Genomic DNA, 23,650 nt, shown 5'->3' on the forward strand with positions numbered 1-23,650 from the left:
GGATTACCAACTAATAAAAAACCATATATCAAAGTAAATAAAAAGGGCCTGCCAAATACATGGCAGGCCTCTCCTACTTTTCAAGATATTAAATCATATCAATAATCTTCACCTTCCCAACCTGTTTTACGGAATCCTTTAACCGTCATCGACTTTCCATTTTGAGTCAAGGTAAATTCAATGGCATCCACTTTTGTATTGGCTTGAGTAGTATAACCATCCACAATTACTTTACCAGAGATATTGAAGGTTACAGTAGAATTTATACCATCATCCGCATGGAGCAGATTAGCGATACCATCCCCATCAAAAGATTTAGAAGCCACATCGCAATGAATCTTGCCACGTACTCCCCAGTCGTTTGTGGCAACACTCATTTTTATCCACATCTTATCCGTGGCATCATCAGTCGTATTGTAAGTATTGCAGGTCACACCTTCCGCCAAGACACCACCATCCTCACCTGTAACATTAACTACCCATTCGCCACATAAAGGATAAATGGCCGTGTATTCTATCTCGTAATCACCATAGGTCTCACAAGAAGAAAAGGTGACCAACGCCAATAAGATAACCAGTAATTTATTTATCTGTTTCATATTCAAAAAGCTTTTCTGATTAATATACATTTATAACACCCATTTATTTATGCCACCATTGTTTTTCCGCTAACGGAACTACCGCCGGAGTATTAGGGTTATAGTCTGAAGATGACTTCGGATACAATAAACGACGAGGATATTCACCCGGAGCCAACGCAGAACCAATGCAAGGAGTCAACTGCCCCCAAATATATCCTTCCTCATCCACATGCTTTGTCCCTAAAACAGGAATACCGGTACGATTGATATCAAACCATGCGTCCCATGCTTGACAACGAGTGGAAGCGATCCACTTCTGGGTCAAAATAGAGGTAAGCATTGAATTTTGGTCCGTACTATCGAAAGCATAAGGAGCACCTTCCGAAATAAACTCGGCAGCAGAATATCCCCAACGTTCAAACGCATAGTTCACACCTTGTTCATAAGCCACTTTCGCTTTAGCCACATCATTCAAACGAGCGTAAGCTTCCGCTTGCAGGAACGCTACCTCAGCAGCAGACATAAAATAAACAGGATCCGTAGGACCTAGCTTAGCCACAGAGATCATACGAGTTGTTACCGCTACCGAGTTTGGGCGGTCACCATACTTCAAAGCTGTTGTCTCGCCGGAGCCATCCGTATTAGGTGAATAAAAATCATTTAAACGAGGATCCTCATATTTTTTCAAATAATCGCAAACCGTAGCGCACGCACGAATATTTACAGTTGAATTCAATTTACGACGGTCATTCTCATACAATGGATTTGATTTATTTTCCAAATCTTGAAAACAGTCCATCTTAGCGTCTACACTCAGCAAATCTCCTTCGTCGAGCAATGCCTTGATAGCAGCTTTATTCGTATCGAAATCACGCATCAACAATTTTAGCTTTAAACTCTTCGCAAATTGAATCCACTTATTCACGTCACCAGCGAACACCAAGTCTTGTTTTGTAACCGAAGGCAAACCACCTGCGGTAGCCTCCGCCTTTTTAGCGATAATCTCATCCAACATCGCTAATAATCCCGGATAAACCACAGTCTTACTGTCATCATACTTTGGTGTAGTATTCTCATTTCCAAGGATAGCTTCTGTAAAAGGAATAGAGCCATAAGAGTCCACTAGGATATGATACATAAAGGCAGTCATAGTCTTACCCATTACCCAATAATTCCATTCTTGAGCCGATTCAGAGCTTTTGATAACCAAATCCAAGTCTGGCAGTGCTATTGAATAAGGTATAGACCACAAACGAGAATCGGATGCGTTAGTTATCGTATAGTTAACCAATGTATTATACTGGTTGGATGTATGTCCCTGCGTACATTGCTGAGACCACATGCTACCATATAATTCGTAAGTACCACCTACAATACTTGCTACTCCTGCGATACCAGAAGGAAGCAAAGTAGAAGAAGAGGCTTCCGTTGGATATTCCGGATTCTGGTTAATATCCAAATAATCGGAACAAGCTGTAGTCGCCATCAACAAGCAGCTAACCAGTCCTGTATATATTAAATTGTTTCTTTTCATACTATCTTTACTTTTTAAAGTTACTTATTATAATACGACTTTAATACCACCACCAAACGTACGGTTTGTCGGAGCCGCACCAAATTCACCAATTTCAGACAAGATGTCATTACCATAATTCGTACCTTCCGGATCTACGTAGTTGTTCTTTTTCGGGGTCCACATAAATAAATTACGTCCGATCAAACTAACTTGAACCATAGAGAATGGGGTTTGTTTCAACCATGCTTTCGGCAAAGAGTAAGAAAGTGTAATCTCTCTTAATTTCAAGTAATCTTTAGGTAAAATCCAATTTCTATACTGAGCGTAGTTGGAGGCGTTATTATAGTAGGTATTAACAGCGCTAGAAGCACCTCCCCAATGTACGATAGGTATATCATTCTCTACGTATTGACCATTTACGACTTTCACGGAATTAGGAACCACAAATGGTTCACGATTATTAAACACCGTATAAGTAGAGTTTCCGGCAAATGTAAGCAATTGAGAGGTATATGAATAGAACTCACCGCCATTACGCCAATCTAATACCGCTGATAAAGTAATCCCTTTCCATGTGAAATGCGTATTAAAGCCCATCAAGAAATTAGGAGTAGACGTTCCTACGATCTCTTTCTTGCTAGCATCAATTGTCGGCATACCGTTATTATCAACGATCACCTTACCATCATCGGTCGTGGCCAAAGCCGGAACCTTGAAAACGCCCAAAGGCTGACCTACTTCCGCAACGAAATCCACTTGATAGGAACTTGTCAATTTATACTCAGTTACATCATCCCATAACTCTTTCACCTCACTCCAGTTCTTACTGAAAGTAAAACCTAATCCCCACTCGAAATCTTTCGTACGAACAGGAATGCCATTCACTGCCAACTCGACACCTTGATTCGCAATCTTACCTACGTTGCGGGTCATAGACGTATAGCGAGACTCCGGAGCCAGACTAGCAGATATTATCTGATCTTTCGTACTCTTATTATAATAAGCAGCATCAATATCCAAGCGATTGTTAAACAGATGCGTTGTTAAACCGAACTCCCATTCTGTCGTGATCTCCGGACGAAGATCCATACTCGGCAAACGATTATACTCTGTCAAGCCTAATGTATTATTAATAGGTAAATATAAATCTCCAAAACCTAAACTGATTTGAGTCGGTGTAAAATAACTGCTAGTACGGTAAATCGGGGCATCGTTACCAGTCTGTCCCCAAGCTGCACGAACCTTCAAGAAATTCAGATAATCAGATTTCAAATCCTCAAACATATCCGTGATGATCAATGAAGTATTCACGCCACCATAGAAAAAGCTATTATTTCCTTGAGGTAAAGTAGATGACCAGTCGTTACGAATAGAAGCATTCACAAACCAGAAATTCTTGTAACCAAACTCACCTTGAGCGAATAAACCAACCAAACGGCGTCTATCAGAGTAAGTCGTAGTCATGGGCTTATCAACACCATTCGCTAGGTTAAACCATCCCGGTTGCTCCAAACCATACAGATAAGATTTCAAATAAGAACTCGTTTGTTGATTCAAGTTCCATCCAATCATACCATTCAAAGCGATATCCTCACCGATTTTATAATCCGCGTTTAAGAAAGCGGTCACATCAATTTGCTCCACCTTGTCACGACGTTCCGTATAAGTACCGGGCTGCTGCTTCTTACCACCTAATTCACTCCAAGACCCTGAAGCGAAAGTCACTTTTTCATTCCATCTCTTTTGAGTAGCGTTCGTAAAGTCACCACCTAAACGTCCAACTGCCTTCAAACCTTTCATAATCTCAAAAGCAAGCTCGATCTTACCATAGACACGGTCGTCTTGATATTTATTACGATTATGATCTAACACCCAATATGGATTCTCCGCATAAGCTGTATAGAAGTTATCCGTATTAAAATAAGGATTCGTATAATCTTTCATTGAGCTAATATCTACATCCACGGCATGTTGCAAAATCTCAGAAAACATCGTTGCACCATCATCTCCTTGGCCAGCAGCAGCTTGTGTGATATCTTTACGGACATAGTTCAAGTTTAATTCCGCAGAAAAACGTTTATATTTCATATTACCTCTTAACGAGATTGTATTACGAGCATATGAATCAGCGTCACCCGGTAATACACCGTCAGACTTCACATTACCATAGGAGGCAACAAAACCAAGTTTATCATTACCCATACGAATCGAGACGTTATTATTCGTCTCAAAACCAGTTTCATAAAAATCACGAAGATTGTTCTTTACATACGAGAAAGGCTTAGAAAGCGGAGTTAATAAACCTTCTGAGCCGTCTGAGTAAGGTCCCCAGATATGATCACGACCATCCAAAACCGGTCCCCAAGAACCATTCTCCATAGGTCCGAAAGATCCCCATCCTTGTCCGAAACGATCTTGTGTTTGAGGAACACGCAATACGCTAGATCCCATAAATGAGCCATCGTACGTAACAGAAAGCTTCTCAGCCCCAGCCCGTTTTGTTGTCACCATGATAACACCATTAGCAGCCCGGCTACCATAAAGGGCAGTAGCGGAAGCACCCTTCAAGACTGTTACAGACTCAACATCCTCTGGGTTAATGTCATTAGCTTGGTTACCAAAATCCACGGAGTTAGAGAAAGAATCCTCACCTTGGAAATCATTCATAATAGGCACACCATCCACCACATACAAAGGTTGATTAGCACTGAAAGAACTGATACCACGCACGATTACTTTCTGAGAAGAGCCTGTAGCACCACCGCTAGTAATATTCAAACCCGCAACCTTACCAGTCAAGCCTGACATCACTGATCCAGACTTAGCGGCATTCAAATCTTCACTCTTCACAGTAGAGGCTGCATAGCCCAACGCCTTTTCCTGCTTTTTCATACCAATCGCAGTTACGACAACCTCCTCAAGATTCTGGGTACCAGACTGAAGGACTACCCTCAACACATCTTGTACCGGAACCTCACGAGCAATCATGCCCACATAAGAAATTACCAGAGTCTTCGCGGAACTTGGTACATCCAAACTGAACGCACCATCAAAATCCGTTACTGTTCCTGTAGTAGTACCTTTGACTATTACAGACGCACCAATAATCGGTTCACTGTCTTCGGCGGAAATAACAGTTCCTGTTACTTTCCTCGTCTGAGCTGTGGCCAATCCAATGCCTAAAACTAGGCAAAGTAAAAGATAAGTCAACTTCTTCATAGACACACTCTTTTTTTGTTTAACTTACATATAATTAATTCGCAATAGATTTATAGCAACATGGAAATTAAGGTTCGGACAAATGCAAATGTAACAATAAATTTATTATAACAAATAAATAATTAAAAAATTTCAATAAAATAATAAGAAAAGATAAACGGGGTAGAAAATTTGGAGACTTTTTTAGCCCCTAATTTAAATATTATAATATATACACAAGAGATTACGGCTTACATCAAGTATAAAGAATTACATATTTAACACTTTGAGAGATAAAAATATACATAAAATAACAGCGAACGATTCCTGCGTACATCATGATTTTCAGACTATAACGAGGTTCCGCGAAAACTAAGTAATAATAAAAAATAACATATTGTTCATAGGTTCCGCGAAGACTCTGGTATTCTCTTATGTGGGAATGGTGGCGAAAGAAGTTCCTATCGAGCCTGTAATGAAAGTGGAGCTACAATCAGGGGCACAGAACCTAAGTGAAGTCGTTATTACAGCCATGGGTATCTCCAAAGAGAAAAAAGCTTTAGGTTATGCGGTACAAGATATAAAGTCTGATGAGTTAACGCAAGCGGCAAACTCCAGCCTATCGGGAGCCTTACAAGGAAAAGTCTCCGGATTAGAGATTAAACCATCTAGCGGTATGCCCGGTGCTTCTTCTCAGATAACGATTCGTGGAGCCCGTTCATTTACAGGGGATAACTCTCCTCTATATGTTGTAGATGGCATGCCTATTTCTTCTGCCGCAGACATGAGTACTTACGATAGCGTTAGCGGAGCAGATTATGCGAACCGAGCAGTCGATATCGATCCTAACGATATCGAGAGCATTAACATCCTGAAAGGACAAGCAGCTTCCGCCTTGTATGGTATCCGTGCCTCTAATGGTGTAATCGTTATTACAACAAAAAGTGGTAAAGGGGCAAAAAAAGGGAAACCACAAGTATCGTTTTCTTCTAACTTGAGTTTTGACAAGATTTCCAGAAAACCTCATCTTCAGAACATATACGCTCAAGGTAGTAACGGTAAATTCAATCCTAACGCTTCAACTAGCTGGGGACCTAAAATCTCAGAATTACCTAATGATCCTACCTACGGAGGAAATATAGATAATACATACACCAAGCAATCGGGCAAACATGAAGGTATGTATTACGTTCCTCAACGTGCCAATGCAGGAATGGATCCATGGACTACTCCACAAATTTATGATAATATAGGAGAGTTCTTTGATTTAGGTACGACTTGGAACAATTCATTAAATGTCGCACAAGCATTGGATAGAGGCTCTTATTCCTTTTCTTTGGGTAGTACTACCCAAGATGGTATAGTCCCTACTACAGGTATGGATCGTTACAATGTAAAATTAACAGCGGAATCCCGATTGGAAGAGCATTGGACTACCGGTTTTTCCGGAAACTTCGTGAATTCAAAAATCCAAAAATCTACCGGAGCTAATGACGGTATCGTGGCGACCGTATATCCCGCACCCGCTCATTATGATTTAGCAGGTATACCATCCCATTATGCCAATAATTTATACCAACAAAATACGTATCGCGGCACAGGAGGATTCGACGCAGCCTATTGGTCTGTCAACAACAATGAATTTACAGAAAAGACCAATCGTTTCTTTGGTAACGCATATGTAAACTTCGGTACTAAATTCAATACCGAAAATCATAAGTTAGATGTAAAATATCAAATGGGTGTAGATGCTTATACTACCCATTATCAAGATATTTGGGGATATGGACATGCGAACGGAAAAGGACAGATAGAAAACTCGGGATGGACAACAACAACGTTCAACTCTCTATTAACCGCGACTTACGCATGGAAGATCTCCGAAGCTTGGGACTTTGATGCCTTACTAGGTAATGAGATCGTACAAGACAATAATAAATATTACTGGCAATATGGTGGTACATATAATTTCCCGGGATGGAATCACATCAATAACACCGTAACTAAAGATAATGAAGAAAAGCAGAGCAGCCAACGTACAGTAGGTTTCTTTGGCAGTCTTTCTGCTTCGTATAAGAATATGTTATATTTAAATGTTACGGGCCGTAATGACTATGTATCTACAATGCCGGCAGGCAACCGCTCATTTTTCTACCCATCCGTATCGGTAGGCTGGATATTGACAGAATTAGAACCTTTAAAGAATGAAATCGTAAATTACGCAAAAATACGTGCTTCGTACGCTGAGGTTGGACAAGCCGGGAAATACTATCAGAACTACTATACGACTCCTTCTTTTGGTGGAGGATTTTATAGCGGGACACCTTTGATGTATCCTATCGATAGTCAAAATGCTTTCACAGAATATGGGATCGTGTATGACCCCAATTTGAAACCTCAAAATACTCGTTCTTATGAACTAGGAGCGGATATTAGTTTCTTCAACAATTTGGTATCGATTAATTACACTTACTCTCGCCAAAATGTAAAAGATCAAATTTTCGAAGTACCATTAGCATCATCCACGGGATCAAGCAGTTTTATGACAAATGGAGGAAAGATTCACACGAACGCTCATGAGTTAACGGTGAATATCAATCCAATCCGTTTGAAGAATGTAGATTGGAATATCGGGATCAACTGGAGTAAGATAGATAATTACGTAGATGAATTGGCTCCCGGAGTAGAAAGTATCTTCTTAGGCGGATTTACGACTCCTCAAGTACGTGCGGGTATTGGTGATAAATTCCCAGTAATATACGGAGTCTCTTACGCAAGAGACGATAACGGTAACTTGATTGTCGACGAGGATGGAGTTCCCATGGCTGGTAAAGATGATGTAATCGGTAAAGTCTCTCCTGATTTCATCCTTGGTTTCAATACAAATTTACGTTTGTGGAAATTCAACATTAGCGCTGTATTCGACTGGAAGCAAGGAGGACAGATTTATTGTGGTACAAATGGTCTTCTTGACATGTATGGTGTAAGTAAAAACACTGAAAATCGGGAAGGATCATTCATTGTTGAAGGAGTTAAGGAAGACGGCTCCAAAAACACGACACCTATATCCGGAGCGAACGAGATGCAACATTATTATGAGACGATCAATAATATCAACGAATCTTCCGTATATAATAGCTCGTTTATTAAGTTAAGAGAATTAGCTGTTAGTTATCCTGTATTCCAGAAAAAATGGTTAGAAGTCAACTTGAATGTTTTCGCAAGAAATATCTTGGTTTGGTCCGAACTTGCTAACATAGACCCGGAATCCACTCAAGGAAACACGAATATGGCTGGTTCTTTTGAACGTTTCTCATTACCAACAACTTCTAGTTACGGTTTTGGTCTAAATGTTAAATTCTAAAATGATTACTCATATGAATAAATATAAGTTAACGCATGGATTATTGGCTCTGGCATTGCTGGCAGTTCCTATGATTTCTTGTACAGATAGCGTAATGGACGATATTAATGTAGACAAAAATCACGCACAGGATGTACAAGCCAAATTTATTGTAACAGACTTGATCACTTCTACCGCATTCAGCACCGTAGGAGGCGATTTCTCTACTTATGCATCTGTATATATTGAGCAAGAAGCAGGTATTCATAATCAGTTATTCAATGCCGAGACTCGAAATGGAGAACCATCTTCAACAAATACTTATAACAATGTATGGTCTTCTACCTATACCAACCTAAAGAACGCTAAAACAGTAATAGCTAAGTGTTCCGGAGAAGGAGAAGAAGCAGGTAACCAAATCACGCTAGGAATCGGACAGTTTTTCGCCGCCTATAACCTAGCGGTACTTACCGATTTATTTGGAGATGTGCCTTGGACAGAAGCTTGCGATATGAATATTAGCATGCAGCCTAAAATAGACTCTCAAGAATCTATTTACAGCGACATCTTTAAATTAATAGATGACGCTATCAGTAATTTCGATGGTACAGATGCCATGGGAGCGGTAGGAACAAATGATCTGGCTTATGGGGGCGACGGAGGTAAATGGAAAAAAGCGGCTTACGCCTTAAAAGCCCGATTAACAATGCATATCTTAAATAGAGCATCGGACAAGACCGCTTCATTGAACACTGTCCTAGATTGCATATCTAAATCGTTTGAATCTTCAAGCGAAGAATTAAAATTTAATTTCTATGATGGTGTAACCAATATCAATCCTCTATTTGGATTCTGCTTTACTCGTGATGCTCTAGCCGCTAGCCAAAGTATAGTGGAAAAGTTTGTTGAACGTAACGATCCGAGGGGAACACGTGCCTTTATGGACCCGGACTGGGTACAACGTGAAGATCCTTCAGAGGTTAACGCCGCACCAAACGGAAAACCAGAACAAGTGCAATTCACATACGACACTTCCATATTTTATGGCTCTTCTTTAGCTCCGACAATGATGCTAAGTTATCATGAATTATTATTCCTGAAAGCAGAAGCTCTTTGTCGATTGAATAAAAAAGACGAGGCTGAACCAATACTAAAAGAGGCGATACAAGTAGCATTTAATAACATGAATCGTTCTATCCAAGCAACGATCAATTGCCCGGATTTATTAAATTATGGAGGGGCTACAGCAAAAGCCGATCTAACAGAAGAGGTTGCCGCTGAATATTTTGATAAGAACGTAAAACCGTTATTCGAGGCTAACCCACTGAAAGAAACCATGATCCAGAAATATCTTGCTTTCTTTGGCGCATCAGGTGAGGCTGTCGAGGCTTATAACGATTATCGTAGATTAAAAGCGGCGGGTGAAGACTTTATCACATTAAAAAATAAAGGTAAATTCCCATTACGCTTCATTTATGGCTCTGGTGACGCAACAGCAAATAACAATATCAAGGAAGCTGTTGGCGATGGCCAATATGTATACAGCGAACCGGTCTGGTGGGCGGGTGGTAGCCGTTAAATGACCTTATAAATTCATAGTTATGATTTTTTCAATTCATACTTATCTTTTGAAAAATCATAACTATGTTTTTTTCAAGTCCTTATAAGGATAATTTACGCATGCTTCACTAGCTCGAACCGCTTGTTTACGCAAGCAGGTAATTCATGCGGGTAATGGGTTACGTAAATCAAGGTTTTTCCCGGGCGATCGCAGAATTGCTCGATAATAGCAGCCGCCTTTTTCTTATTGCTCACATCCAGACCGTGGAGAGGCTCATCTAATATAATTAAATCGGGATCTTTCACGAAAGCTCTCGCTAATAAAGCCAAACGTTGTTCTCCCGATGATAAGGTCAAGAATAAACGGTCTTTCAAATGTTCGATGCCAAAAACTTTCATCCACTCCAAGGCTACCGTTTCTTGCTCCGCATTACACTTACGAAACAAACCGATCGAATCGAAAAAGCCGGAACCGACAATATTCAAGGTAGGGACATTCTCTTTATAATATAAGTGCATCTCCGGCGATACATATCCGATACGCTTCTTGATATCCCAAATACTTTCCCCGGAACCTCTCTTTCTATCAAACAAATACAACGTATTCGCATACGACTGGGGATTATCCGCGTAAACCAAACTCAGCAAGGTAGATTTACCAGCGCCATTCGGACCGAATAACGCCCACTTCTCCCCGTTCTTGATTTCCCAATCCAAATCTTTCAAGATCGTACGGCTACCATAGCGTATTTTCACATGTTCCATGCGTAAAGTCACCTCATGTAAAGAGGCTATCTTGTTCATATCCACAGGTAAACGAACCTTACCAACTTCCTCGCATGCATGAATGCCTTCCGTTGGAAAAAGACGGGCGATTAATTCCGTATCCGACATAAACTCCTCTCGAGTCAGCGGAGGCAAGCAAGTACAATCATGGATAGGCAATACATGCGTGATCATTGCCGGTATGTCATTGGGGTTAGATAATAACAAGACAACTTGAACACCATTCAATTTTGTCATTTGCCCCAGCATCTCTACCAATAAATCCCGGGAAGGAGCGTCTAAGCCGATAAAAGGATTATCCAAGATCAAGACACGAGGACGGCTAAGCAACATCCTGACAATCAAGAATTTTCGCAATTCACCACTTGATAAGAAGATCAACCGCTTAGGCAATAAATCCTCTATACCGAAAAGAGTCAATATCTTCGCTAAATTATCAGAGCCGGCATATTCCTTCAACAATTCCTCGACAATAGGCATCTCCTCCGTCTCTGTCGAATGCCAACGCTGTTGGTAATAAGAATTCCGGCAATCCGCCAACGAATAAATATCCTTAAACGCTATGCTCTTGATAAAGTCACTCACCTTACCATCCCCGGAGAACACGACCTCACCTTCCTTAAAAGCGAATTTACGCTGCATAATATCCGCTATCAAGGTTTTACCAGCACCATTCGGACCGATTACAGCCCATTGCTGCCCTTCATCAATTCTCCAATTCACGGGTGTCGTAAACCGCAATTCCGGCAAACGAGTAACGATATTCTTAATATCGACCACCATCATTCCTTCTTTTTCCATCTTTTTTCTAAATAAGCCGGACAAAGGTACATAGTTTATTTAAAAATGACAGCATAATGACAAAAAAAGGGGCCACTCATCACGAGCAGCCCCTCTATAGTATACAGGCACTTGGTATGTCTATGTTAACTAGTAGTTAATGAACGCCTGTACGTGTATCCCACCACATTTGTTTACCCCACAAATTATCCACGACTTCCGCATCGAACGGAGCGCAATTCGCATTGTTCAAATTACGTTCCTTATCAGGATACGGAGAGCGGAACGGGGGTACGTTATGATTAGAATAGTTTGCCGGACGGCCCGGAGCCGGATACAAGTTGTCTGGCACGCCTGTACGGCGATACAATGACCAACCTTCCATTCCTTGCTTGAACATGGCAACCCATTCCTCATAATAAATCTGTTTCTTATCATTCGTGAACTTACCCGCGTTCGCAAGGTAATCCGCTATATCTTCGGCAGATACGCTATTCTCTTCCATGGAATAGGTAACAGCCTTATTGTATGCGTCCTCTGCGGAGATTCCGGTATTCCATCCCAACATAGATGCCTCAGCGACACAGAACCAAGGCTCAGCGACACGCATATAAGGAGAAAAACCAGCCAAGTCCGTGAAGAAACGTGCTCCCCAAATGGAATATTTAGAAGCTACCGCATTCGCTTTCGCCCCGATCGTATAACCTACATACTTAGGCTCACCGGCCTCCACACTTTCTTTTGTGGGTTGGAAATAAGATGAGCGACGAGGGTCCTCACGTGTATTCATATGATCCACGATCACGTCTGCGGCACAATACTCCGTCTTACGTGTACGATAACCGTCTGCCATCGGTTCGTAATAGTTGGGGTCTGTTCCGATCCACCAGAAGAAAGCATTATCATCGTTGCTTTCCATGATCGGATACTTAGTGGGATTACCCATGACTTCCTCTACGGTCTCCTTAGCCAACGCCGGGGAAACCTCTGAGATACGCATCGCTAAACGAAGACGCATAGAATTACAATATCTCTGCCACTTCTCGATATCACCACCGAATAACAAGTCTCCCTCGCCTAAGTCATCACTACCACCATCGGCAAAGCCATCCGCAGCTTCCTTCAACGTAGCCAATAAGCCCGGATAAATATCCTCTTGCTTATCGTATTTCGGCTGCAAGACCCCATCTGTCATCTTAGCGGCATCCGTATAAGGGACATCCCGCCAACGATCCGTGGCTACCTGCATCAAATGAACCTGCATAACCTTCGATACGTTCAGCATATTAGGAGTCTCATTAAACGTGGCACGCTTCTCGATATCTTTTAGGTTATTCAATATACGATACAAATACTCCCAGTTCGTATCCTGTACACCCGTACGGAAATTATAGCGAGACTCGTCGATATAAGTCATCTTCGAAGCATATCCGCAGAAAGTCATCGGCTCATCCATTGCGAACCACCGATCATACAGACGATAGGATGTGTAATATAAAGAATACGCCAGAAGATTCGTCGTAGGCACATCCGTAGGGCTATCCGGGTCTGTATTGACCTCCTCAAACGAATCGGTACACGAGCTACCGAATACAGTAGCACCGACCATCATAGCCATCATGAAATTCTTGATATATCTTTTCATATTAAATTCCTCAGATTAATGTTGATTAAAATGTTACACCTAATTTAAGACCAAAGCTACGAGAAGGAGGATAAGAGTTGGACTCAAAACCTACACCAGAGTTAAATCCTCTGCTTGTAGCCGTAGTCTCGGGGTCATCACCTCCGGTACTTGTAGACTCCGGATCAATATGAGCGATATTTGACTTATGCACCCAAAGCAATGCCAAGTTCGTACCAACCAATGATACATGAGCGGCCTTGATACATTTAGTCTTCTCTAGAATTGATTTCGGGAAATTATATGTCAGGTGAGCCTCACGCAATTTCAAGTAAGAACCATCGAATACCGACATCTCACAAATCGTATAATAATTATAGAAGAAGTCCTCCGCGTTGACAGCGACATCATTAATCTTACCATCTGCGGTCTTGAAGACCTTGTCCGTCATATAATTCTGGCCAAGTACGACGCCATTCTCACGCAAATCGCCTTCTGCCGTGTGTTTCAAGATACCCGTCTGAGAACCGAATGCTTGTGTAACAGAATATATGTCACCACCCAAACGGAAATCCAATAAGAAACCGAAGCTCCAATCCTTATAAGAGAACTCATTGCTGAAACCAGCCAACCATTTCGGCGTAACATCACCGATCTCTTTTCCGGCCTCGTACACAGGAATACCATCCTCTACCAAGATCGAGCCATCCTCATTATATACGTAACCAGTACCTACCAAAGTGCCCCAGCTCTTACCGACCATAGCATAGTTCTTCACGCTCCAGCTACTACCGATTTGGTAAGCGTCCAAGGACTGTCCGGTAACGGGATCTGTATAAAGCTCATCGATTCGGCTCTTATCCTTCGCCCAGTTCAACGTAGCCATCCAGTTGAATCCCTTCGGATTCTTGATGATATCACCGGATACCTGCAACTCAACACCCTTGTTGCTGATCTTTCCAGCGTTGATATACATAGAGGTATAACCAGTAGAGGTAGCCACGTTCGCATTCATGATCTGATCGCTCGTCACCTTATTATAATATGCGGCATCAATATGCAAACGATTGTTGAACAAATTAGCCTCAACACCAACTTCCCAAGTCTTTACGCTCTCCGGACGAAGATTTGTAGGAGGAAGGATTGTCGGATTATAGAACAATGTAGTACCATTGAACGAAGAACTGATCAATGAATAATAAGCGTTCGAACGATACGGGTCCGTTGCGGAACCGATCTTTGCCCAACCACCACGCAATTTCAAGAAATTCAAATAATCGCCATTTTGCAATCCGGGGAATGTCTCGGTCAAGATCCAGCTACCACTGAAAGAAGGATAGAAGAAAGCGTCCTTGATCGTAGAGTCCCAGTCATTACGGACACTTACCTCGGCATAAGCCATATTCTTGTAGCCGATAGAGGCATTAGCGTATACAGAGTTTGAACGACGTTTCTCATGGTCGTTCAAGGTATACGGGGTTCCATGAGCGTTCGCTACGGTAAACAATCCCTCCGCAGTCAATTCGTCCGCACCTGTCCCCATGATTGCTGTTTGATAATCACGATAGTTGGCTCCAGCCAAACCATTCAAGGCCCAATCACCGAAGTTCTTGTTCACGTAGGCGATAAAGTCCGCGTTAAACTCAGTCATCGAACGGTCGAAGCTACGAAAATATCCATTCGGATAGTCGATATTCCATAAAATACGAGAGAACTGATTAGAATCGTAATGATCCAAGCCCATACGACCTTCAAACTTTAACCAATCGGTCGGTTTGATATACAAAGAGGTCTTGCCATAGAAACGATTACGATCATAACTATTGGTATTCTTATTCAATGTCCAATATGGATTCGCATGGAAAGACTGTATCCAGTTATAATGCGTATATTTTCCATACTCATCCACTTGGTCCCAATTATTCTTCAAATCCTTCAAATCAACTTGACGACCAAACCACTGCATGATAGACTGCAAAGCATTCGTACTGTTATATCCCGTACCCGGCAAGTTTGCGCTTTTCGTGCGAATATAATTCGCGGACAAGTCGAAATCAATATACTTATTAAACGTCATTTTCGTGTTCACCGCCATAGCATAGCGCTTCTGATCAGTGTTCGGGGTCGTACCGCTTTGATCACGGAAAGATAAAGACGCACGTGTAGACGTTTTATCCGTAGAGGCAGACAAAGCCACCGTATGATTCATTGAATAACCCGTTTGGAAGAAATTCTTGATATTGTCCGGGCTGGAAACCCAAGGAGTAGCCTGACGCACGCCATCGATCACCGGGCTATTGTATTGCGGCAAATTCAATCCGATATCCAAGCGAGGTCCCCAAGACTCATCTGCGTTATCGTTGATACCACTACCCATACCATCTACATAATTGTAACCATTCTCCAAGGCAAAAGCTTGATAATCGCCAGAATATCCCCCCGCTTGCGCTTCCTTCCAATCATACTCGGAAGCGTAATAGCCTTGTCCGTACTTATTCTGCAATCTAGGCAAATTATAAACCCGGTCAATCGTGATATCACCCTCATAAGAGATAGATACACCCTTGTCTTTCTTACCGGATTTAGTAGTAACCAAGATAACGCCATTACCGGCACGCATACCATACAAAGCGGCAGATCCACCCTTTAACACAGAGATAGACTCTATATCCTCCGGATTAATATCATTCAAGCCGGAACCCAAGTTTACAGTGGCACCTTTCGCGTTATCATTAGCGATAGGCACACCATCCACAACGATCAACGGTTGGTTATTTCCAAAAGAGGAATTACCGCGAACCACGATATTCTGCGACGCACCAACCTGTCCACCTTGAGAAGTAATCTGCACACCGGCGATCTTACCGGAAAGTGAGGTCGCCAAGCTCTGTTGGCCAGCTTTTGTCAACTCATCAGATTTCACCTCTTGCAGGGCATAACCCAAGGCTTTCTTCTCACGAGTCAAACCCATAGCGGTTACAACCACCTCATCCAACGCTTTTGAATCCGAGTCCAAAACAACGTTGATCACGGATGCCACAGGGACTTCCTTCGTTTTCAATCCTACATAAGAAATAAAGATCATCTTAGCGTCTCTCGGTACATCTAAACTAAAGTTTCCCTCAAAGTCCGTAACCGTACCAATCGTAGTGCCTTTCACAACGACAGCCGCACCGATCACGGGTTGCTGATCTTCCGATGATATAACATTACCTGTTATCTTCATCGTCTGTGCCGTTGCGACTCCTATGCCTATAAACAAGCATAATAACAAAAAAGTCAACCTTCTCATAAACACACTTTTTATTTAACAATTAATTATTTAAATCAAAATTCACACATAACTTACCATAGTTTACGAAGAACTTAGTTTAAAACAGCAGGATTATACATGCATATATTTAAAATTACATTAAAATATTCACTTTACTTTTACATACAATCATACATATACCTAATCTTCACACCGCAAATATAAAGAATATTTTCTGTTAAAAACAAATAATATAATAGTTTTATGTCATCAAAACAGTCAAATATATTTCACAACGTCATTTTTAGACCTATTAAATACATATTTTGACACACAAGCAATATCATAATAACACAAAACCAATCAAGCAATAGGTAATTTTCAGTTAATCTATTTTACAACAATAAAGATTATGCAAGATTTTAATATCATTTTAACAAACTATTTGATTTTTGATAAAAAAAGAAGATTTCCTTAAGAATCATAGCATTTCAACCTATTTCGCTTTCACTTGTAAATAAAATCGTTCTTCGTAGACTATGTTTCTTCCAAAATAAATGAATACATTTGCCTCACGTAAATCTTTAAAACTAATAGCATGAAACATTTTCTTTTAGCCATGGCTACTTTATGGTGTGTGGCAGGTACATTCTCCTTATTCGCGGCGGATAACAATAAATGGAAGCCTCTCTTCGGTAAAAATCTGGAAAACGCCAACTACAATCCGGAAGTTTGGAGCGAGACTGATGGCGTGTTAGGTGCCGTGAAGGACGAGTCTATCTGGACAAAGGATGAATATGAGAACTTCGAGCTGGATCTTGATTTTAAGACCGACGTGGGCACGAACAGCGGAGTAGTCGTTTACTGTACGGACACGAAGGATTGGATACCCAACTCGGTAGAAATACAGATAGCGGACGATCATTGTGAAAAATGGGGAAACGGCAAGCCGTATGAGAAATGCGGAGCCATTTACGGACATCTAGGCGCCGTGCAAGACAAGGTAGTCAAAAAACCCGGAGAGTGGAATCATATGCGTATCAAATGCGCCGGACAACATATCATGGTTATCCTCAATGGAAAGAAAGTTACCGAAATGGATATGAGCAAATGGACTTCCGGCACCAAGAACCCGGATGGAAGCGATATCCCAAGTTGGTTGCCCAAACCTTTCGCCGAATTACCGACCAAAGGATTTATCGGATTACAAGGAAAACATGGAGATTCATTAATCTGGTTCCGTAATATCAAGATTCGGAGTCTTTGATAGACCTATTATATAATGTACGTGAGGGGCCATAAACAGCCCCTCATCTATTTAAAAGACTCTCGTCCCTTTTCCTTGGTGAATCTCCGAGGCTTGCGTAATAATCACTTGCTTCACCCCGGCGTCTATCGCTTGGTAAGCGTTTTCCAGTTTCGGGATCATGCCCCCTTGGATAATTCCTTGTTCTACATATCCCTTAAACGCTATACGATCGATTTCCGGTATCACGCTCTCATCATCGTTCTCGTCCAACAAAACGCCTTTTTTCTCGAAACAGAACATCAATGTCACCTCAAAATGTTTCGCCAATGCTTTAGCGGCTTCTCCCGCTATCGTATCAGCGTTCGTATTCAACATATGGCCTTGCCCATCATGTGTAAGAGGAGCCAGTACCGGCACGATACCTTGATGGATAAGAGAGGCTAGCAAATCGGCATTCACCTCTTTCACGTCGCCTACGAAACCATAGTCTACATCCTTCACGGGACGTTTATCCGAACGCATCAAGTTCATGTCCGCACCGGTCAAGCCTAAAGCGTTCACGCCCAACGCCTGCAAGCCCGCTACGATGTTTTTATTCACCAACCCGCCATAGACCATTGTCACGACCTTCAAGGTCTCGGCATCCGTAATACGGCGACCGTTCACCATCTTGCTCTCGATCCCTAATTGGGCGGCAAGCTTGGTAGCCGAGCGTCCTCCCCCATGCACCAAGACCTTATATCCCTCGATAGCAGCGAAATCGTTCAATAATTGACGAAGCGTTTCTTCTTCCTCAACGATCTTCCCTCCTACCTTTATCAAGACTAGTTTTTCCATACTTAATTCTTTTTTATAAAATTTTCTCGCCAAAGTTACTAAAAAAAGAAAGATTTGTATACATTTGCATTCGCAATGCGGTAGTAGCTCAGTTGGTAGAGCATCAGCTTCCCAAGCTGAGGGTCACGAGTTCGAGCCTCGCCTACCGCTCTATCAGGCATTAGGCGATTATCCAAATAAGGATGGTCGCCTAATTTTGTTTTATCTCCTCAATGCTCCTTCTAAAAGCAACGTCCGTTTCTCTAGCTAGAAACTAGAGTTTTGTGCAAGGGAAACTTCTGTTTCCTCATAGGAAAACTTTTGTTTTCCCTAGAAGAAACTAAAGTTTCTTAAAAAAAAAATCCGTAAAAACTGCAACACTCTGTCTTTTCCTGATTTATCTAGACACTTTTTTTGTTTATAAACGTAATCAGTAGACAGTAGTTATAAAGTAATACTGATATAGTAGTCACTTCTTTTAACTTCATACTGATAACATAGACACATTACCTCTGGGCCGAACAGAGCCCTTCTGAGAGATTAGTTGTTCGGCTTTGCAAAGCTATCGTATCCATCTCTTTCTCGTTACTTTTCACGGGTTTTCTTTTATTCCGCCACATTTTTATTTGCGTTTCCTTCTCCCCGTGCACTATGCCCGGGGTTTTATAACCGACACTCATGTGCGGTCGGCGGTAGTTGTAGAAGTAGATGTAGCGCTCTATCACGCTCGCGGCACGCTCGATGGTCTCGAACAGCCCTTGCCTATAGAGGCGTTCCACTTTAATTATCCCATTGATACGTTCCGCCACGGCATTGTCCGTGGGCTTGTAGTCTTCCGTCATGCTGATGGCAATGCCATGCCGCCGAAGGCGCTCCACGTACGCGTCGCAACAATACTGCACGCCACGGTCAGAGTGGTGTATCAGGCCCTCCAGATTTTCACTCCCTGTCATCTCAACGGCCTGGTCTATGGCCTGCCGCAACGCCTCAAGCGTGGCTGAGGCACGCAAGCTATCAGCCAGTACCCATCCCACTATCTTATGGGAATAAGCATCCGTGACCAGATGCAGGTAACAGACGTCTCCGCCGGCAAGCGGTATATAGGTAATATCGCTAACCCACAGTTGATTGGGAGAGGTTGGGACAAAGCCCTTTATCAAGTTCTTCCACTTATGGTAACGATGGTTGGAATTGGTTGTGCCCCTGGCTTTGCGCGGAGGAAGCATCAGGCGGTGTCGACGAAGCAGCGTGTAGAAGCTGTCGCGACCGGGCATGAACCTCTCTCCGAAGAGGGCGGTGAGCATGATCCACAGCTTGTAACCACCGATACCGGGATCCTCGCCACGTATCTCACGTACGGTATCCAGCATGAGACGTTCATTCTTCACATGGCTCCCTATGTCAGCCTTGGACTGGTAATAGGCTTGACGACAATGGCCAAACAGACGGCAGGCTGGCGCTACTTTCATCTTGCGAAGCCTGACCAGTTCCGTTACTATTTGGCCCCAGGTTTTTTTCTGATGGGAATGTTAAAATACTCTTCCGCACGCGTGATCATTAAATCACGGGCCTCGGTTTCCAACCGGGAGAAGGCAAGGGCCTTCTCCAACTCCTTAACACGCTTCTTGAGTCGCGCGTTTTCATCATGGTAATCCTCTTTGCTTCGATCGCTCATATCCGTAGGGGCTTGACACGGAGCCAAAGATACCTCTTTTACCACTGATTCATACTTCGCCAGCCATTTATTTAACAAAGTTATCCCACTAATACCATGTTGTTTGCAAAAACTGGTTTTGCTCATGCCGGATTGATAATAAGAATGAAGAAGATGCAATTTCTCTTCTTCGCTGTAATGCTCATGTTTTTTGCGCATAATAATTACACATTTTATTGTTATTGAATGTGTCTACCTATATCAGCATAAGACACTCTTATAATCAAAGACGTAACCAATTTTCCTTTTCCCTTTATAATAAAAACAAAGCTATCTCTTTTCTCGACATAAAGCCATATGTTATGCTTAAACGATCTATACTGTTTAAGAAAAATAATCTACCTTTGCGTCAAATAATCAAGAAGAGAATGACAAAAAGCATATTTCTATTCCTGCTGGGGATTCTTTCCCTATCGGCGATGGCGCACCCCAAACTGAGCGAGGAAGCCCGTATCAGTCTAATGACCAGCGCACCGTACGATGAAGAGGTATTCACCGTGTACGGGCATGCCGCTCTACGCATATACGATCCCAAGCAAAATATAGATTATATATTCAATTACGGTATATTTGATTTCTCCAAGCCTAATTTTATCTACCGATTCGCTAAAGGAGAGACGGATTATAAACTGGGAGTAGCCGATTTCCAAGACTACGTGATCGAGTACCAAATGCGGGGCAGCGATATCACGGAACAAGTATTGAACCTCACCCAAGAAGAGAAAGAACATATATGGGATGCCCTGCTTATTAATTACAGGCCGGAGAACAGGGTATATCGTTATAACTTCTTCTTCGATAATTGCGCTACCCGCCCTGCCGCGATATTGGAAAAGGAGATCAACGGGAGCGTCGATTATCAGTATCCCTATCAATCCCAGACCTTCCGGGATCTTATTAATTATTGTACCCGAAACCATCCGTGGCTCACATTCGGATGCGACCTAGCGCTAGGCAGCCCCACCGACCGGGAGGCCACCCAGCACGAGATGCTCTTCCTCCCCCCTTATCTAAAAGAAGCGTTCTCTAAAGCCACCATCACGGGCCCGGACGGGACAATCCGCCCATTGGTGAGCGAGACCCACGTGATCGGAGCCGGGGAAGCCGACGAGCCGGAAAAAGATATCTGGGATTTATTCACCCCTTTAGTCTGCGCTTGGCTTCTGTTCGGAATCGTTTTAGGGTTTACTTGGATCGAATGGCGCAAAAAAAAATACTTCTTGTGGGTGGATTGTGTCCTTTTCTCGGTAACCGGAGCCGGAGGTGTCATCCTCTTCTTTCTTAGCTTCATATCCGTCCATCCCTGCACGTGGCCGAACTGGTCTTTGGTATGGTTACAGCCGCTCGATTTGATCGCTGTTATTTTGTTTTGCGTAAAAAAGCTGAAGAAGGCTGCATATTACTATCATTTTATTAACTTTGCGGCGCTTACGCTGATGTTACTGGGATGGTATTTCATTCCGCAACATCTAAACAGTGCCTTTATTCCGCTTGTAGCCTCGATTTGGGTTCGTTCGGGTTGGGGTGTTTACAGAAAGATATGGAGAATCGGATGAGAAAAATTATAACGTCACTTATCGCTATCCTCGTGGTAACAAACCTTGAGGCGCAGCAACGTACCCCCAAATTGGTGGTATGTATTACTGTGGATCAGCTAAGGGGCGACTATATAGAATACTTTTATAATACATTTGGCGAACGTGGCTTCAAGCGTTTGATGAACGAGGGGTTGGTGTACAACAATATCCGCTTCGAGTTCTCGGACATAGACCAAGCCAGCGCGTTCGCGACTCTTTTTACCGGAAGCAACCCTTGCTTCAGCGGTATCGCCGGAGATAAGACGTTTGATTTCGAGAAAGAGAAAGAGGTCTCGATCTTAAATGATCCCGAATATCTGGGTAATTACACGAAAGAGAATTATTCGCCCAAGAATTTATTCAGTTCCACGATCGGCGACGAGTTGAAAATCGCCTCTCAAGGAAGAAGCGACGTATATTCCATCGCCCCGGATGCCGAGAGCGCCATCCTTTCTGCCGGACATGCGGCCAACGGAGCTTTCTGGATGGATAACACCAACGGGAAATGGGCTACCACGACGTACTACAAGGGAATCCCTTGGTACGTAGACCGCTATAATAACGGCCCGGAATCCTTGGCGTCACGCTTAGAAACCATGGTATGGACTCCTACCCTTCCGATGGAGAAATACGATGCCTTTCCTTACGTATTAGACGATCTGCCTTTCCGCTATACGTTCAGCGAGAAGTTCGCGAACTGCTATCCGAACCTGAAGACCTCGCCGTTCATCAATAAGGAGATCAATCGTTTGGCCCTCCAGTTCCTAGAGTACGGAGGGTTTGGTACACGCAGTTGCCCGGATATGTTGTCTATCACGTACTACGCGGGCAATTACCGGGGTACGATGAGCAAGGAATACACCCGGGAGATTCAAGATACGTATTACCAACTCGATCAAGACATCGAGAAGCTATTGGATACGATCGACAAGAAAGTGGGCTTGGCCAATACACTGGTAGTCTTCACCGGTTCCGGTTATTATAAAAGCGAGGAGTCTTATCCGGACGGCCTGATGGTGAACGGTGGCGAGTTCCACCCGAAACGTTGTCTGGCCCTGCTTAATATGTACTTGATGGCCATTTACGGCCAACATACCAGTTGGGTACAAGGATACTACAATAACCAGATCTACTTGAACCGCAAGGCGATAGAAGACGCCAAGTTGGATTTGACGACTTTACAGAACAAGGCCGCCGAATTCATACAGGAATTTAGTGGCGTACAACTCGTCACCACGGGCAGAAGCTTGCTTACGGGCGACTGGAACGAGGGAACCGCCAAATTCCGTCAAGGTACGCACCATTTGAGACGGGGCGATCTGATCATCGAGTTGCAACCCGGTTGGAAAGTAAACCTCGACAATCCGAAAGAAAAAGTCAAGATTATACGCAATAATGCTGTTATCACCCCGCTGGTATTTATGGGCAACGGGTTGAAACCCCAACATATCTACCGCGAAGTCAAGGCCACTGAGGTAGCCCCCACGGTAACCCATGTGCTAAGAATCAGGCCACCAAACGCTACTCAAAGCCTACCGCTTTGGGAATTGAAAATTGGTAATTGAGAATTGAAAATTATCATAGAAGGGAAAGGTAGGTGGTTCTCCCCTAAGTATTTTATCTGAATTCAAATAACAAAGTAATAACAGACGA

The 23,650-nt window shown here is 42.7% G+C and carries 14 protein-coding genes and 1 tRNA gene; 6 read left to right on the forward strand and 9 right to left on the reverse strand.

What is annotated here, in order from left to right; genetic code table 11:
- Window positions 1-98 precede the first annotated feature (98 nt).
- From ACYIA1_RS08085 to ACYIA1_RS08095, 3 genes are read right to left on the reverse strand one after another with little or no spacing between them, the layout of a single operon-like run.
- A complete protein-coding gene (locus tag ACYIA1_RS08085; protein WP_008771702.1) occupies window positions 99-599 on the reverse strand; it encodes a lipid-binding protein in 501 nt (166 codons plus the stop codon).
- Between the two features lie 43 nt (window positions 600-642).
- Entirely contained in the window at window positions 643-2,115 is a 1,473-nt protein-coding gene (locus ACYIA1_RS08090) for a SusD/RagB family nutrient-binding outer membrane lipoprotein (protein WP_005865342.1), read from the reverse strand.
- A 27-nt stretch (window positions 2,116-2,142) separates the two neighbouring features.
- Window positions 2,143-5,316, reverse strand: coding sequence for a SusC/RagA family TonB-linked outer membrane protein (locus tag ACYIA1_RS08095; protein WP_480334956.1), 3,174 nt, complete (start codon window positions 5,314-5,316; stop codon window positions 2,143-2,145).
- 400 nt (window positions 5,317-5,716) lie between these two features.
- Between ACYIA1_RS08095 and ACYIA1_RS08100 the strand changes: the two genes are divergently transcribed.
- Window positions 5,717-8,659 carry a SusC/RagA family TonB-linked outer membrane protein gene (locus ACYIA1_RS08100; protein ID WP_480336316.1) on the forward strand — a complete coding sequence of 981 codons (2,943 nt, stop codon included), beginning with the start codon at window positions 5,717-5,719 and terminating at the stop codon, window positions 8,657-8,659.
- 13 nt (window positions 8,660-8,672) lie between these two features.
- Complete coding sequence (locus tag ACYIA1_RS08105; RefSeq protein ID WP_480334958.1) at window positions 8,673-10,217, forward strand: SusD/RagB family nutrient-binding outer membrane lipoprotein; 1,545 nt, start codon at window positions 8,673-8,675, stop codon at window positions 10,215-10,217.
- A gap of 95 nt (window positions 10,218-10,312) precedes the next feature.
- On the opposite strand, the gene ACYIA1_RS08110 is transcribed toward ACYIA1_RS08105, so the two are convergent.
- The 3 genes from ACYIA1_RS08110 to ACYIA1_RS08120 form a co-directional block, all read right to left on the reverse strand.
- On the reverse strand, window positions 10,313-11,785 hold the full coding sequence (locus ACYIA1_RS08110; RefSeq protein ID WP_480334960.1) for an ATP-binding cassette domain-containing protein: 1,473 nt from the start codon (window positions 11,783-11,785) through the stop codon (window positions 10,313-10,315).
- 136 nt (window positions 11,786-11,921) lie between these two features.
- Window positions 11,922-13,409, reverse strand: coding sequence for a SusD/RagB family nutrient-binding outer membrane lipoprotein (locus ACYIA1_RS08115; protein ID WP_057327194.1), 1,488 nt, complete (start codon window positions 13,407-13,409; stop codon window positions 11,922-11,924).
- A gap of 25 nt (window positions 13,410-13,434) precedes the next feature.
- Window positions 13,435-16,680: a SusC/RagA family TonB-linked outer membrane protein gene (locus ACYIA1_RS08120; protein WP_480334962.1), complete on the reverse strand. Its 3,246-nt coding sequence runs from the start codon at window positions 16,678-16,680 to the stop codon at window positions 13,435-13,437.
- 559 nt (window positions 16,681-17,239) lie between these two features.
- Here ACYIA1_RS08120 and ACYIA1_RS08125 point away from each other — a divergent pair.
- On the forward strand, window positions 17,240-17,908 hold the full coding sequence (locus ACYIA1_RS08125; protein ID WP_008771694.1) for a 3-keto-disaccharide hydrolase: 669 nt from the start codon (window positions 17,240-17,242) through the stop codon (window positions 17,906-17,908).
- Window positions 17,909-17,959: 51 nt separating this feature from the next.
- Here the strand turns inward: ACYIA1_RS08125 and argB are convergent, their stop codons facing one another.
- Entirely contained in the window at window positions 17,960-18,727 is a 768-nt protein-coding gene (gene argB, locus ACYIA1_RS08130; protein ID WP_258912258.1) for an acetylglutamate kinase, read from the reverse strand.
- 77 nt (window positions 18,728-18,804) lie between these two features.
- Here argB and ACYIA1_RS08135 point away from each other — a divergent pair.
- Window positions 18,805-18,877, forward strand: a tRNA-Gly gene (locus ACYIA1_RS08135).
- A 335-nt stretch (window positions 18,878-19,212) separates the two neighbouring features.
- On the opposite strand, the gene ACYIA1_RS08140 is transcribed toward ACYIA1_RS08135, so the two are convergent.
- Together ACYIA1_RS08140 and ACYIA1_RS08145 are read right to left on the reverse strand one after the other, a co-directional pair.
- Window positions 19,213-20,175: an IS3 family transposase gene (locus ACYIA1_RS08140; RefSeq protein WP_009018803.1), complete on the reverse strand. Its 963-nt coding sequence runs from the start codon at window positions 20,173-20,175 to the stop codon at window positions 19,213-19,215.
- 26 nt (window positions 20,176-20,201) lie between these two features.
- Window positions 20,202-20,579 (reverse strand): transposase, encoded by a 378-nt coding sequence (locus ACYIA1_RS08145; RefSeq protein WP_005862367.1) that lies wholly within the window; start codon window positions 20,577-20,579, stop codon window positions 20,202-20,204.
- A 209-nt stretch (window positions 20,580-20,788) separates the two neighbouring features.
- On the opposite strand from ACYIA1_RS08145, the gene ACYIA1_RS08150 reads away from it, so the two are divergent.
- Window positions 20,789-21,976, forward strand: a complete 1,188-nt coding sequence (locus ACYIA1_RS08150; RefSeq protein WP_480334965.1) for a lipoprotein N-acyltransferase Lnb domain-containing protein — start codon at window positions 20,789-20,791, stop codon at window positions 21,974-21,976.
- Window positions 21,973-23,562: an alkaline phosphatase family protein gene (locus tag ACYIA1_RS08155; RefSeq protein ID WP_080707573.1), complete on the forward strand. Its 1,590-nt coding sequence runs from the start codon at window positions 21,973-21,975 to the stop codon at window positions 23,560-23,562. Before ACYIA1_RS08150 ends, ACYIA1_RS08155 begins: the two co-directional genes overlap by 4 nt.
- The last annotated feature ends 88 nt before the right edge of the window (window positions 23,563-23,650 follow it).

Source organism: Parabacteroides sp. KHUB-02 (assembly GCF_056640955.1).